We start from the raw sequence: 13,181 nt of genomic DNA, 5'->3' as shown, positions 1-13,181 counted from the left end.
ACGCAGAATTCTAAAAGATCGAGGATCAGGCGATGTTGGATCGCGAAGGCTACCGTCCCAACGTGGGCATCATTCTGCTCAACGCCAAGAATCAGGTGTTCTGGGGCAAGCGCGTGCGGGCGCACTCCTGGCAGTTTCCCCAGGGCGGCATCAACCCGGGCGAAACGCCCGAGCAGGCGATGTACCGCGAGCTGCACGAAGAGGTTGGTCTCGATCCCTGTCATGTGCGCATCATCGCCCGCACCCGTCACTGGCTGCGGTATGACGTGCCCAGCCATTTCGTGCGCCGCGACAGTCGCGGCATCTACAAAGGCCAGAAGCAGATCTGGTATTTGCTTCGCCTGACCGGGCGCGATTGCGATGTCTGCCTGCGCGCCACCGAGCACCCTGAATTCGACGCCTGGCGCTGGAACGAATATTGGGTGCCGCTTGAGAGCGTGATCGAGTTCAAGCGCGAGGTGTATCAACTGGCGCTGACCGAGCTGGCGCATTTCCTGCCGCGTGCTGAACCGCGCACGCGCTTTCTCCGCGCCAATCTGCGCCACCGCCACGAGGAAGCCGTGGCCGTAGCCGAACCCGGTGCGGCTGCCTCCCTGGCTTCCTCATTCACCACTCCAGACCCGGCATGATCTTCCTCACTTCAGCGCGCACGCGGGCTGCGTTGCTGGCGGGCTTGTTGCTCGGCCTGGGCTCGGGCCAGCTCGTCAAAGCCCGGACTGCGGATGAGAACGGCTTGTTCGGCGCAAAATCGAGCGCTGCCGAAGCCCCCGTCGTTTTCCCCCCCGCCCCGACGGCTCTCGTGCATGTGCACATCACCGCCAGCGGCGCCATGCAATTCTTCATCGACCGGAGCTCGGTCACAGTCGAGCCCGGCCAGACGGTGCGCTACACCCTGGTTGGAAAAACACCGGACGGGCCGCCCAACATCACCTATGAGGGCATCAATTGCGCCACGCGGCAGTGGAAGCTCTATGGTCTTTGGAACGACGCCAGCCAGAAATGGGTGGCCGCGACGGGAAGTGACTGGCAAGGCATTCCCGAAAACGGCGCAATGCGCGTGCACTCCACCCTGTACCGCGATGATTTCTGTCGGGATCAGTCGGTGAGAGGCACCGCGGCCGACTTGGTGCGCCGCGTCGAACTGGGACTGCACGCCCCTTCGGACTGAAAGTGGCTTCACCGCTTACAGCAAACGCTGCCTACAAGAACACCATATTGTCGCGGTGGATCAGTTCGGGCTCCTCGCTGAATCCGAGGATGGCCTCGATGTCGGAAGAAGGGCGACGCATGATGCGTCGCGCCTGCGAAGCCGCGTAATTGCTCAGCCCCCGGGCGACCTCCGCGCCGCTGGCATCGCGCACGGCGATGACATCGCCCCGCCCGAAGTCACCTTGAACCTCGACCACGCCCACCGGCAGCAGGCTCGCACCCTGCGTGCGCAGCCGACGCGCTGCGCCTTCGTCCACCGTCACCGACCCGCGCAATTGCAGGTGGTCGGCCATCCACTGTTTGCGCGCGGCGAGCTTGGCGCGCCCGGCCAGTAGCTGAGTACCGACGATCTCGCCCCGGGCGAGCCGAAGCAGCACATCGGGCTCGCGTCCGCTGGCAATCACGGTATGCGCGCCGCTGCGCGCCGCACGCCGCGCCGCCGTGACCTTGGTCGCCATGCCGCCGGTGCCGATGCCGGTGCCCGCGCCGCCTGCCATCGCCTGCAACGCGGCGTCTTCGGCTCCGGCCTGCGCGATCAGCGTGGCATCGGCGTGCTTGCGCGGGTCTGCGCTGTACAGGCCCGACTGGTCGGTGAGGATGATGAGCACATCGCCTTCCACCAGATTGGTGACCAGCGCGCCCAGCGTGTCGTTGTCGCCAAACTTGATCTCGTCGGTGACCACCGTATCGTTTTCGTTGATGACCGGCACGACCCCCTGCTCCAACAGGGTCAGCAAGGTGGTGCGCGCGTTGAGATAGCGCTGGCGGTCGGCGAGATCGGCGTGGGTCAGCAAAACCTGCGCGGCCACCATGCCGCGCTCCCGGAAGGCCGTTTCGTAGGCCTGCGCCAGGCCCATCTGGCCCACGGCGGCCGCTGCCTGCAACTGATGCATTTCGCGCGGGCGTTGCGACCACCCCAGGCGGCGCATGCCCTCGGCGATCGCGCCGCTGGAGACCAGGATGACGTCCTTTCCGGCCTCGCGCAGCCCGGCGATCTGCGCGGCCCAGCGCGACACGGCCTCGAAATCGACGCCGCGTCCCCCATCGGTCACCAGACTGGAGCCGGCCTTGATGACGAGGCGCCGCGCCGGCTGCACGACCGAGTGAGTCAGCGGAATTTCAATTTCTGGCATCGTCACGGGTATCGTCACGGAAGCGGGGATCGGGGTCGACGGTTTCCACCGCCTGGTTTTGTCCGATGTGTTCGGCAATCGCATGCAGCAGAGGATCAAGGCCCTCGCGCGCCAGCGCCGAAATCGGAAAGACCGGGCCTTTGTAGCGCAGACGGCGCACCAGGTTCTTCACCGCCGCATCGCGCCGGTCCTCGGGCAACAGATCGAGTTTGTTGAGCACCAGCCAGCGGGGCTTTGCGGCCAGCGCCGGGTCATATTTTTTCAGTTCCGCCACGATGGCACGCACGTCCTTGACCGGATCCGCGCCCTCTTGCACCGGCGCCATGTCCACGATGTGCAGCAGCAGCTTGGTGCGCTGCAGATGCCGCAGAAACTGGTGGCCGAGCCCCTGGCCCTCTGCCGCACCCTCGATCAGGCCGGGAATGTCCGCGATCACAAAGCTGCGGCCCGGCCCCAGGCGCACCACGCCGAGGTTGGGATACAGCGTGGTGAAGGGATAGTCGGCAATCTTGGGCCGGGCATTCGACACGGCAGCGATCAAGGTGCTCTTGCCGGCGTTGGGCATGCCCAGCAAACCCACATCGGCCAGCACCTTGAGTTCCAGGCGCAGCGTGCGGTGCTCGCCCTCCTGTCCCTTGGTCGATTGACGCGGGGCGCGATTCACGCTGGACTTGAAGTGCAGATTGCCCAGGCCGCCCTGGCCACCCCGGGCGATGATGATTTCCTGGCCGTCCTGCACCAGATCGGCGATCAGCTCGTTCGTTTGCGCGTCGTAGATCAGCGTGCCGACCGGCATGCGCAGCACCTTGTCTTCCCCGCCCGCGCCGTACTGATCCGCTCCGCGTCCATGCTCGCCATTGCGTGCGCGATGCAGTTTGGAGAAGCGGAAATCCACCAGCGTGTTCAGATTGGCGTCGGCGCGCGCAATGACGTGTCCGCCGCGCCCGCCGTCACCGCCGTTGGGTCCGCCAAAGGGAATGAATTTTTCGCGGCGAAACGACACGCAGCCGTTGCCGCCGTTTCCGGCGTACGCCTCGATCACGACTTCATCGACAAATTTCACGGTAGGCTCGTTTCGCAGAAAAAACAGAAAACCCCGGCTGGCGAAACGAGCCCACGCGCTGTGTGCCTTGCATCACCATGCCGGGGCTTGCTGGGCCCCCAAGGGCCAGCCCGGCCCTTGTGGGCCGGAGATCAAGCGTCAGCTTGCGACGACCGTCACCGTCCGCCGATTGAACGCGCTCTTCACTTCAAATTCAACGCGGCCATCGACCAGCGCGAACAGAGTATGGTCTTTGCCCATGCCGACATTGTGACCGGCGTGGAACTGGGTGCCACGCTGGCGCACGATGATGCCGCCGGCCGAAATGCCCTGGCCGCCATAAACCTTCACGCCAAGCCGTTTGGCTTCCGAATCGCGCCCGTTGCGGGTTGAGCCGCCGCCCTTTTTCTGTGCCATGTCTGAAACTCCTTAAAGCCGCATTACGCCGAGATCGTTTCGATCTGAAGCTCGGTGTAGTTCTGCCGATGCCCCTGATGCTTCTGATAGTGCTTGCGGCGACGCATCTTGAAAATGCGCACCTTGTCGTGCCGACCGTGCGACAGCACCTTGGCCGTCACCTTCGCACCGTTGACCAGGGGAGTGCCGAACCGGGCGTCTTCACCGTCGACCACGGCAAGCACCTCTTCCAGCACAATATCCTGACCTACGTCTGCCGGCATCTGTTCTACCTTGATTTTTTCGCCAGCCGCAACTCGGTACTGCTTGCCGCCGGTTTTTATGACCGCATACATAAGTTCACCTCTTGGAAATCGCGCAAACAGCCACTTTTGCAGCCGCTGCACGCACAACCCGACTCCTCACCCAGCCCATCAGAAATCAGAGCTTGACGCCTCGTCTGGAAAAAGCTTGCAATTCTAGCATGGCGAACCTTGTTCACCAGCCCCCCCCAGCGAGTATCGTGATCCATGCACCCTGCCTGCAAGCTCGGTGTCAGGACCTGCCATTGCACCTTCTTAGAATGATGGCTGCGCGCCCCCAGGACTGTGCTTCACCCTGTCGCCCCCGCGGGAATCAAGAAAACTTGGGGCGGCCCGGCGTTTCCTTGAGTTCCCCTCGCCAAAAATCAAAAAATTGTCAACCCATACCCGATCCGCAACCGACCCTTCCATGTCGCCTTCATCCACACAGACGCCAGGCATGGCGACAGCACCGACGATTCATGCCGTCTTTGCGCCGATCATCAAGGACATGGAATGCGTCGATCAGGCCATTCACACCCATCTGGCCTCCGAGGTCGCGCTGATCAACACCATCGGCGGCTATATCGTCGCCGGCGGCGGCAAGCGGCTGCGTCCCGCCTTGCTGCTGCTCGTGGCGCAGGCGCTGGGTTTTCGCGGCCCGCAACAGCACATCCTGGCCGCTGTGGTGGAACTGATCCACACCGCCACGCTGCTTCACGACGACGTGGTGGATGAATCGTCCATGCGGCGCGGGCGCGAGACCTCCAACGCCCTCTTCGGCAACTCGGCCAGCGTGCTGGTCGGGGATTTTCTGTATTCGCGCGCGTTTCAGATGATGGTGTCCGTGGGGAGCCTGCCCATCCTCGACATCCTGGCCGATGCCACCAATATCATCGCCGAAGGTGAAGTGTTGCAATTGCTCAATATGCACGACCCGGACGTCGATGAGCAGCGTTACCTGCAGGTCATACGCTTCAAAACCGCGAAGCTGTTCGAGGCCGCCGCCCGTCTCGGCGCCGTGCTCGCCCAAGCCGATGCAAACATGCAGGAAGAGATGGCTCTGGCTGGACGCAGCTTCGGTACCGCTTTCCAGTTGATTGACGATCTGCTCGATTACAGCGGCAACTCCGCAGAACTCGGCAAGAACATCGGCGATGACCTGCGCGAAGGCAAACCCACCTTGCCGCTCATCATCGCCATGCGCCAGGGCACGGCGACGCAGCGCACTCTGGTCGAAAACGCCATCCGTCAGGGCGATGCCTCCGCACTCGACGATGTGATGGAGATCGTGCATGCCAGCGGCGCCATGCAGGCCGTGCGCAAGGCCGCTCAGGACGAGATCCGCATTGCCGAACGCGCGCTTTCCCCGCTGGCGCCCAGCCCCGCGCGGCAGGCTCTGCTAGACTTATGCACTTACTCTTTGGGACGCACGGTCTGACTCGACTCGCTCGCACGGCAGGATTTGAGCAACGAGAGGAGACAAATTGCGTGCAACGCTGAAGAATCGGGGTGTAGCTTAGCCTGGTAGAGCGCTACGTTCGGGACGTAGAGGCCGGAGGTTCGAATCCTCTCACCCCGACCAGAATTTTCTGGTCGGAATTTTCAAGCCAACACGGCCGCCATCATTTCACGTTGGCGGCCGTTTTTTCATGCGTCCCGCATGCTTCAAGATCTTTGTTGTCGTGTCGTTCCTTAAACTGTGGATTTTTCACGCCACTTCGATGCGCCAAGTCGTGCACAGCATTTACAAAACATGCTGGCGGAACGCATCATGGAAGGCCTAATCCTTGCAGCACCATGTCCGCCACGTTGATCGCCGCGTCCGCTTCGCCGCCATCCAAGACCTTGCCTGGTCTGGCGCATGCCTTGGTTCAAGCCGAACTGCTGCCGCGCACCCTGGTTGAACAGATCCACCAGCGCAGCCAGGAATCACGCGCCAGTTTCATTGCCACGCTGATCGGCAGCGGGTCGATGAACGCGTCCGATCTGGCGCACTGGGTCAGCAAGTCGTTCTCGCTGCCGCTGCTCGACCTGGATGCCTACGACCCGACCCGCCTGGCAGCGGGGGCCATCGATTCGAAGATCATTCAGAGCTACAAGGTTCTGCCGCTGCTCAGGCGCGGCAACCGTCTGGTGGTCGCCACGGCCGACCCCGCCGATCACGAGGCCGAAGACAAGATCAAGTTTCAGTCGCAGGCGCAGGTCGAGCTGGTCGTCGTCGAATACGACAAGCTCACGCGCCTCATCGACCAGGCAGGACAGTCGGCCAACAGCCAGATTTCTGCGCTGGTCGGCGAGGATTTCGATCTGGGCGACCTCGGCGATGACAGCGAAGCCGCGGAATCGAAAGAATCCAACGCCGAGGTCGACGACGCGCCGGTGGTGCGTTTTTTGCAAAAAATGCTGGTCGATGCGATCAATATGCGCGCTTCGGACCTGCATTTCGAGCCATTCGAGCATTTTTACCGCATCCGCTTCCGCGTGGATGGCGAGTTGCGCGAAATCGCCCAGCCTCCGGCTTCGATCAAGGAAAAACTCGCCTCCCGCATCAAGGTGATTTCCAAGCTCGACATCGCCGAACGCCGAGTGCCGCAAGACGGGCGCATGAAACTGCGGATCAGCCCGGAAAAGTCCATCGACTTTCGCGTCAGCACCTTGCCGACGCTGTACGGCGAGAAGATCGTGATGCGCATTCTCGATTCCTCCGCCGCCAAACTCGGCATCGACGCGCTGGGCTACGAGCCCGAAGAGCGGGAAAAGCTCATCCGCGCCATTCATCGACCCTACGGCATGATTCTGGTGACCGGACCTACGGGCAGCGGCAAGACCGTGTCGCTCTACACCTGCCTGAATCTGCTCAATCAGCCCGGCGTCAACATTTCCACCGCCGAAGACCCGGCGGAAATCAACCTGCCGGGAGTCAATCAGGTCAATGTCAACGAAAAGGCCGGGCTGACCTTCGCCAACGCGCTGCGCGCCTTTCTGCGGCAAGACCCGGACATCATCATGGTCGGCGAGGTCCGCGATCTCGAAACCGCCGACATTGCGATCAAGGCGGCGCAAACCGGCCACCTGGTGCTCTCCACGGTGCATACCAACGATGCGCCCACCACGCTGACGCGATTGATGAACATGGGCGTACCCGCTTTCAACATCGCTTCCAGCGTCATCCTCATCACCGCGCAGCGTCTGGCGCGCAAGCTCTGCACGCAATGCAAGACACCCGTCGATCTGCCGGCGGAAACGCTGCTCGAAGCCGGCTTCAAGGAAGAAGACCTCGACGGCAGTTGGAAACCCTACAAGGCCGGAAAATGCAACGCCTGCGGCGGCACCGGCTACAAGGGCCGCGTCGGCATTTATCAGGTCATGCCGATTTCCGAGGAAATACAACGCATCATCCTTAACCACGGCACAGCCATGGACATCGCGGAACAGGCGCGCAAGGAAGGCGTGCGCACGCTGCGGGAGTCCGGTCTGATCAAGGTGAAGCAGGGAGTCACCTCCCTGGAAGAAATCATCGCCGTGACCAACGAGTAAAACGGGGGAAGCACCATGGCAACAGCAGCAGCACGAACGGCGAAGGAAGCGCTATTCGAATGGGAAGGCAAGGACCGGCAGGGCAAACTCCAGCGCGGTGAACTGCGTGCGGGCAGCGAAGCCATCGTCTCCGCATCGCTGCGGCGCCAGGGCATTCTGGTCACCAAGGTGAAAAAGCGCCGACTGACCGGCGGCAAGGCGATCAAGGCCAAGGACATCTCCACCTTCACACGGCAGATGTCGACCATGATCAAGGCCGGCGTGCCGCTGCTGCAGTCGTTCGACATCGTGGCGCGCGGCCACCCCAACGCCAATATGGCCCGCCTCATCATGGACATCCGCGGCGATGTGGAAACCGGCACCAGCCTGTCCAACGCCTTTCGCAAACATCCCAAATACTTCGACGCGCTGTATTGCAATCTGGTCGAGGCGGGCGAGACGGCCGGTATGCTCGAACTGGTGCTCGACCGCCTGGCCACCTATCAGGAAAAGTCGCTGGCCATTCGCAGCAAGATCAAGAGCGCGCTCACCTACCCGATCGCGGTGATGGTCGTGGCCTTCGTGGTGGTGTCGATCATCATGCTGTTCGTCGTGCCGGTGTTCACCGAGGTGTTCTCTCAGTTCGGCGCCAGCCTGCCCGCCCCCACACTGATGGTGGTGGCGATTTCCAATTTTTTCGTGCATTACTGGTACATCCTGTTCGGCACCATTTTCCTCGGCGGCTATTTCTTCCTGCAGTCGTGGAAAAAATCGGTCAGGATGCAGGAAGCCATGGACCGGCTATTGCTGCGCGTGCCGGTGTTCGGCAAACTGGTGCGCCTGGGCGCGCTGGCCCGCTGGACCCGCACACTCTCCACCATGTTCGGCGCTGGGGTGCCACTGGTCGAGGCGCTCGACGCCGTCGGCGGCGCGTCCGGCAATATCGTCTACCTGCGCGCCACCGAGAAGATTCAGCAGGATGTGTCCACCGGCACCAGCCTGACCACCTCCATGCAGACGCAGGGCGTGTTTCCGCCGCTGGTCATCCAACTCACCTCCATCGGTGAAGAGTCGGGTTCGCTCGATTCGATGTTGAGCAAGGCGGCCGACATTTACGAGGCCGAGGTGGACGAACTGGTGAAAAACCTCTCTGCCCTGCTGGAGCCGATGATCATCGTCTTCCTCGGCGTGATCATCGGTGGCCTCGTGGTGGCGATGTACCTGCCGATTTTCAACCTCGGCAAGGTGGTGGGCTGATGCCCGATTTCGGCGCGCTGCCGTTGAGCTTCTGGGTGCTTGCCGCCGGGCTGTTCGGCCTGGCGGTGGGCAGCTTTCTCAACGTGGTCATCTACCGACTGCCGGTGATGATGGAGCGGCAGTGGCAGGCCGACGCCCACGCCACGCTCCATCCCGAGGCGCCATCCGCGCCTGCCGAGCGCTTCGATCTGATCGCGCCGCGCTCGCGCTGCCCGGCCTGCGGCCATCAAATCCGGTGGTGGGAGAACATTCCGTTGCTCAGCTATCTGTTGCTGCGCGGACGTTGCTCGGCCTGCCACTCATTGATTTCGCCGCGCTACCCGCTGGTCGAACTGAGCACGGCCCTGCTGAGCGCTGCGGTGGTCGCGCGCTGGGGGGCGAGCTGGGACAGCCTGGCCTATATCGTCCTGCTCTGGGCGCTCATCACCCTGGCCTTGATCGATTTCGACACCACCCTGCTGCCCGACAGCATCACCCTGCCCCTGCTCTGGCTCGGGCTGCTCTGGCATGCTGCGCTGCACCCGCAGCAGCTTTCCGGCGCGGTGTGGGGAGCGGTTGTCGGCTATTGCGCGCTTTGGACGGTCTATCAAGGCTTCAAGCTGTTGACCGGCAAGGAAGGCATGGGCTTTGGCGACTTCAAGCTGCTGGCTGCCCTCGGTGCCTGGTTTGGCGTCGCCGCGCTGCTGCCCATCATTCTGCTGTCGAGCGTTTGCGGCGCGGTCATCGGTATCGCCTTGCAGTGGCTCAAGCTGACGGAACGCGGCCACCCGATTCCCTTCGGGCCGTTTCTTGCCGCCGCCGGTATTTTGTTGCTGCTGATCGGGCCGGACACCCTGGTGGCGCTGGTGCTGCCCGCCTCCGGGGCATGAGCGCTCCGCACGGCCGCTCCGAAGGAGCGCTCAACTCCCTTGGGGAGTCGAGCGTAGCGAGGAGGGTAGTCCAGTGAGCGCCCCCAGGTCCGGGCTGCGCCCAGCCCGCCCCCCGTGGGGGTCAAGGAAACTTGGGGCGGCCCGGCGTTTTCTTGAGAGCGCCCCCAGACCTGCCGCATTCGCGTCAGGCCCCCCGAGGGGGTCAAGAAAACTTGGGGCGGCCCGGCGTTTTCTTGAGAGCCCGGCGACCCGCCTGCGCATTGGCCTGACAGGTGGCATCGGCTCGGGCAAGTCGGCGGCAGCCCATCGGTTTGCGGTGCTGGGCGCGGCCATCATCGATGCCGATGTGATCGCCCACCAGATCACCGCCGCCGGGGGCTCGGCCATGCCTGCGCTCATCGAGGCCTTTGGCCATCAGATCTGCGACGCCAATGGCGCACTTGATCGCGCCGCCATGCGCCAGCGTGTATTCGGCGACCCGCAGGCACGCGCCCGGCTCGAATCCATCCTGCATCCGCGCATCGGCGCGGTCATGCGCGAAGCCGCCTGCGAGCAGGAAGGCGCTTACCTCGTCTTCGTCGTGCCGCTGCTGGTCGAGCATCTGTCGCGCTGGCGGCCGCAGATCGACCGCCTCTGCGTGGTCGATTGCCCCGTCGACGTGCAGGTCGCGCGGGTGCAGGCGCGCTCCGGCCTGGATGTGCCGACGATCCATGCGATCCTTGCGGCCCAGGCCACGCGCGCGCAGCGTCTGGCGGTGGCCGACGATGTGATCGACAACAGCGGCGACCTGCAGGATTTGACGCGACAGGTCGACGCGCTGCACGCGAAGTATCTGCGGCTTGCGAACAAAAATTGAGTTCGAGAGTCACTTGCAGGACAATGCGGACAGCCGCTGCTTCCCCCGCCAACGACAAACCCCTCTGTGCCGCGCATGGTTGAACCATGCCGACTCCCGACTGGATCGGCCCGTGATTCTGTACGAATACCCCCTGCACGAACGTGTGCGCACCCTGCTCAGGCTGGAACACCTGTTCCGCCGGGCCGATGTGATGCAGCAGAGCGCCCTGCCGGAGCATCACCATTTCGCCTTGATCACCCTGTTCGAGCTCATGGACGTTGCCACCCGGCAGGATCTCAAGTCGGAAATCCTCAAGGAACTCGAACGCCAGCGGCAGACCTTCATCGCGTACCGGGGCAACCCCGCAGTGGCCGAATCGGTGCTCGATGCCGTGCTCGGTGAACTCGATCAGGCCTACCAGTCGCTCAGCCAGCAGCAGGGCCGCGTCGCCCAGAGCCTGCAGGACAATGAATGGCTGATGGCGATCCGCAGCCGCGCCGGCATTCCCGGCGGCACCTGCGAGTTCGACCTGCCTGCGTATTACGCCTGGCAGCACCTGCCGCAGCAACAGCGCCAAACCGACCTGGCGCGCTGGCTGCAGGAGTTTGGGCCGTTGGCCAGCAGTGTGGAACTTCTGCTGCGCCTGCTGCGCGACGCCGGCAGTACGCGCAAGCTCCAGGCCGTGGGCGGCGCCTACCAGCAGCAACTCGTCGGCAAGACCTATCAACTGCTGCGCCTTCGCATCGACGGCGCTCTGGGCCTGGTGCCCGAAATCACGGGACACCGCCTCATGGTGTCGGTACGTTTCATGCGGCCCGACGCCGAGTGGCATATGACGCCCAGCACGGATGAAGTGCCCTTCGACATGACCCTTTGCCCTTGAAAATCATTCTTGAAACCGTCATGCACCCGCAACCCCCCTCCCGCTCAAGGCCCAAGGTAAGGTGTCCGCAATGCGGCACGCTCACGGTTTACGGCCCGAGCAATCCCTGGCGGCCTTTTTGCAGCGAGCGCTGCAAGTCCATCGACTTCGGCGCCTGGGCCAGCGAGAACTATCGCGTGCAGGCCAAACCCGATGCCGCGGATATTGACGCGCTGGAACAAGAGCTCGAACGCAACCGGCAGAACCGCAGCCAGCCACACTGAGCGTCCCTAGCCTGTCGGGCTTGGGGCGCGGAAAGCGAAAAAGGGCGATGTGGTTGCACTGTGGCGGCGAATTTGCAGCCCGCGATCCTCAAGCCCGACAGACTCCCAGCCCTGTCCCGCGCTCAGCCCTGTTCCTGCGCCAGCCACTGCAGCACCGGCAAAGCGCCGGGCAGCACCGGGCTGAGCGTGACCGGCAGCGTCTGCCACGACAGTTGCTGGCCCTCGCGGCCCTGCGGTTCGCCTTCCCAGGCGGTGATACAGCAAAACTGCAAATCGACCAGGGCATGGGGATAGTCCATGCGCAGACTGCGCCAGAACCGGGCCTCACGCACACGCACCCCGAGTTCTTCTTCAAACTCCCGAGCCAGCGCGTCCAGCAGCGATTCGCCGACTTCCAGCTTGCCCCCTGGAAACTCCCAGTAACCGGCATAGGGCTTGCCTTGCGGGCGCGAAGCCATGAGGAAGGCGCCGTCGGCGCGCAACAGCAGCCCGACTGCCACGGCGATGGGTTCTCGCTGCGCCTTCTGACTGTCGGTCACTTGCCGCAGCGCCCCGCCCAGTCGCGGGCGAACTGCCAGGCCACACGGCCCGAGCGCGAGCCGCGTTCCAGCGCCCAGACCAGCGACTCCTGCAGCGCCTTATCCATTTGTTTGCTGCTCACGCCGAAGGTGCGCAGCCAATGCGCGGCGATGCGCAGATACTCGTCCTGGCTGTAGGGATAGAAGCTCACCCACAGCCCGAAACGCTCGGACAGCGAAATTTTTTCTTCGACCACCTCCCCCGGATGGATCTCGCCATTTTCCAGATGCTTGTAGCTCAGGTTTTCCTGCAGGTATTCGGGCATCAGATGGCGGCGGTTTGAAGTGGCGTAGATCAGCACGTTGTCGGAGGTGGCGCTGATCGAGCCGTCGAGCACCGATTTGAGCGCCTTGTAGCCCGGCTCGCCTTCCTCGAACGACAGGTCGTCGCTGAACACGATGAAGCGCTCGGGCCTGGCTGCGAGCAGATCGGTGAGTTCCGGCAGATCGACCAGATCGGCCTTGTCGACCTCGACCAGGCGCAGCCCCTGACGGGCGAACTGGTTCAGGCTGGCCTTCACCAGCGACGACTTGCCCGTGCCGCGCGAGCCGGTGATGAGCACATTGTTGGCCGGCTTGCCCTGCACGAACTGGCGGGTGTTGCGCTCGACCTTGCGGCGTTGCTCGTCGATGCCGATCAGGTCGTCGTAAGTGATGGGCGAGAGTTTGTGCACCGGCGCCAGTTGCTTGCGCCCGCCCCTGCCGACCCAGCGGAACGCGACCGATGCCTGCCAGTCCGGTTCGGCCAGGGGGTCGGGCAGCAGCGTCTCCAGGCGGTCGATCAGGCCGTGGGCGCGTTGAAACAGCGCGGCAAGCTGGGCGTTCAGATCGACGGAAATGGCCGCATGCACAGCACCCTCTCCAACGCGGGCTTGGGCAGAGGCCGCCTTAC

The 13,181-nt window shown here is 63.5% G+C and carries 15 protein-coding genes and 1 tRNA gene; 10 read left to right on the top strand and 6 right to left on the bottom strand.

Going from position 1 to position 13,181, the window contains the following annotated elements; genetic code table 11:
* Positions 1-32: 32 nt before the first annotated feature.
* Positions 33-629 (top strand): RNA pyrophosphohydrolase, encoded by a 597-nt coding sequence (locus tag RBR52_RS08560; RefSeq protein WP_320376779.1) that lies wholly within the window; start codon positions 33-35, stop codon positions 627-629.
* Positions 626-1,168: a CNP1-like family protein gene (locus tag RBR52_RS08555; protein WP_320376778.1), complete on the top strand. Its 543-nt coding sequence runs from the start codon at positions 626-628 to the stop codon at positions 1,166-1,168. Before RBR52_RS08560 ends, RBR52_RS08555 begins: the two co-directional genes overlap by 4 nt.
* 31 nt (positions 1,169-1,199) lie before the next feature.
* Here RBR52_RS08555 and proB read toward each other — a convergent pair whose 3' ends face one another.
* The 4 genes from proB to rplU all read right to left on the bottom strand — a co-directional run bounded on the left by proB (position 1,200) and on the right by rplU (position 4,136).
* Positions 1,200-2,342 (bottom strand): glutamate 5-kinase, encoded by a 1,143-nt coding sequence (proB, locus tag RBR52_RS08550; protein WP_320376777.1) that lies wholly within the window; start codon positions 2,340-2,342, stop codon positions 1,200-1,202.
* Positions 2,329-3,405, bottom strand: coding sequence for an Obg family GTPase CgtA (gene cgtA, locus RBR52_RS08545; protein WP_320376776.1), 1,077 nt, complete (start codon positions 3,403-3,405; stop codon positions 2,329-2,331). The genes proB and cgtA overlap by 14 nt, the downstream gene beginning before the upstream one ends.
* A gap of 138 nt (positions 3,406-3,543) precedes the next feature.
* Entirely contained in the window at positions 3,544-3,801 is a 258-nt protein-coding gene (gene rpmA / locus RBR52_RS08540; RefSeq protein WP_320376775.1) for a 50S ribosomal protein L27, read from the bottom strand.
* A gap of 23 nt (positions 3,802-3,824) precedes the next feature.
* Positions 3,825-4,136, bottom strand: a complete 312-nt coding sequence (rplU, locus tag RBR52_RS08535) for a 50S ribosomal protein L21 (protein WP_320376821.1) — start codon at positions 4,134-4,136, stop codon at positions 3,825-3,827.
* 406 nt (positions 4,137-4,542) lie between these two features.
* On the opposite strand from rplU, the gene RBR52_RS08530 reads away from it, so the two are divergent.
* From RBR52_RS08530 to RBR52_RS08495, 8 genes are all read left to right on the top strand, one after another.
* Positions 4,543-5,523: a polyprenyl synthetase family protein gene (locus RBR52_RS08530; protein ID WP_413818313.1), complete on the top strand. Its 981-nt coding sequence runs from the start codon at positions 4,543-4,545 to the stop codon at positions 5,521-5,523.
* Positions 5,524-5,590: 67 nt separating this feature from the next.
* A tRNA-Pro gene (locus RBR52_RS08525) sits at positions 5,591-5,667 on the top strand.
* Between the two features lie 215 nt (positions 5,668-5,882).
* Entirely contained in the window at positions 5,883-7,622 is a 1,740-nt protein-coding gene (gene pilB / locus RBR52_RS08520) for a type IV-A pilus assembly ATPase PilB (protein WP_320376773.1), read from the top strand.
* Between the two features lie 15 nt (positions 7,623-7,637).
* A complete protein-coding gene (locus RBR52_RS08515) occupies positions 7,638-8,858 on the top strand; it encodes a type II secretion system F family protein (protein WP_320376772.1) in 1,221 nt (406 codons plus the stop codon).
* Complete coding sequence (locus RBR52_RS08510; RefSeq protein ID WP_320376771.1) at positions 8,858-9,727, top strand: A24 family peptidase; 870 nt, start codon at positions 8,858-8,860, stop codon at positions 9,725-9,727. Before RBR52_RS08515 ends, RBR52_RS08510 begins: the two co-directional genes overlap by 1 nt.
* Before the next feature lie 253 nt (positions 9,728-9,980).
* Positions 9,981-10,583: a dephospho-CoA kinase gene (gene coaE, locus RBR52_RS08505; protein WP_320376820.1), complete on the top strand. Its 603-nt coding sequence runs from the start codon at positions 9,981-9,983 to the stop codon at positions 10,581-10,583.
* A 112-nt stretch (positions 10,584-10,695) separates the two neighbouring features.
* Positions 10,696-11,448: a cell division protein ZapD gene (gene zapD, locus RBR52_RS08500; protein WP_320376770.1), complete on the top strand. Its 753-nt coding sequence runs from the start codon at positions 10,696-10,698 to the stop codon at positions 11,446-11,448.
* A gap of 20 nt (positions 11,449-11,468) precedes the next feature.
* On the top strand, positions 11,469-11,711 hold the full coding sequence (locus tag RBR52_RS08495; protein ID WP_320376769.1) for a DNA gyrase inhibitor YacG: 243 nt from the start codon (positions 11,469-11,471) through the stop codon (positions 11,709-11,711).
* Positions 11,712-11,833: 122 nt separating this feature from the next.
* Here RBR52_RS08495 and RBR52_RS08490 read toward each other — a convergent pair whose 3' ends face one another.
* Positions 11,834-12,250, bottom strand: coding sequence for an NUDIX domain-containing protein (locus RBR52_RS08490; protein WP_413818312.1), 417 nt, complete (start codon positions 12,248-12,250; stop codon positions 11,834-11,836).
* Complete coding sequence (locus RBR52_RS08485) at positions 12,247-13,116, bottom strand: ATP-binding protein (RefSeq protein ID WP_413818315.1); 870 nt, start codon at positions 13,114-13,116, stop codon at positions 12,247-12,249. Before RBR52_RS08485 ends, RBR52_RS08490 begins: the two co-directional genes overlap by 4 nt.
* Positions 13,117-13,181: the final 65 nt, after the last annotated feature.

It is taken from the genome of Thiomonas sp., assembly GCF_034007205.1.
GTDB lineage: Bacteria > Pseudomonadota > Gammaproteobacteria > Burkholderiales > Burkholderiaceae_C > Thiomonas.
The sequence above is the reverse complement of the archived record's forward strand: the minus strand, read 5'-3'. Positions and strand labels throughout refer to the sequence as shown.

Coding starts and splice junctions, on each gene's coding strand:
- RBR52_RS08560 (WP_320376779.1), top strand. CDS start 33: ATGTTGGATCGCGAAGGCTACCGTCCCAACGTGGGCATCATTCTGCTC.
- RBR52_RS08555 (WP_320376778.1), top strand. CDS start 626: ATGATCTTCCTCACTTCAGCGCGCACGCGGGCTGCGTTGCTGGCGGGC.
- proB (WP_320376777.1), bottom strand. CDS start 2,342: ATGCCAGAAATTGAAATTCCGCTGACTCACTCGGTCGTGCAGCCGGCG.
- rpmA (WP_320376775.1), bottom strand. CDS start 3,801: ATGGCACAGAAAAAGGGCGGCGGCTCAACCCGCAACGGGCGCGATTCG.
- rplU (WP_320376821.1), bottom strand. CDS start 4,136: ATGTATGCGGTCATAAAAACCGGCGGCAAGCAGTACCGAGTTGCGGCT.
- RBR52_RS08530 (WP_413818313.1), top strand. CDS start 4,543: ATGGCGACAGCACCGACGATTCATGCCGTCTTTGCGCCGATCATCAAG.
- pilB (WP_320376773.1), top strand. CDS start 5,883: ATGTCCGCCACGTTGATCGCCGCGTCCGCTTCGCCGCCATCCAAGACC.
- RBR52_RS08515 (WP_320376772.1), top strand. CDS start 7,638: ATGGCAACAGCAGCAGCACGAACGGCGAAGGAAGCGCTATTCGAATGG.
- RBR52_RS08510 (WP_320376771.1), top strand. CDS start 8,858: ATGCCCGATTTCGGCGCGCTGCCGTTGAGCTTCTGGGTGCTTGCCGCC.
- RBR52_RS08495 (WP_320376769.1), top strand. CDS start 11,469: ATGCACCCGCAACCCCCCTCCCGCTCAAGGCCCAAGGTAAGGTGTCCG.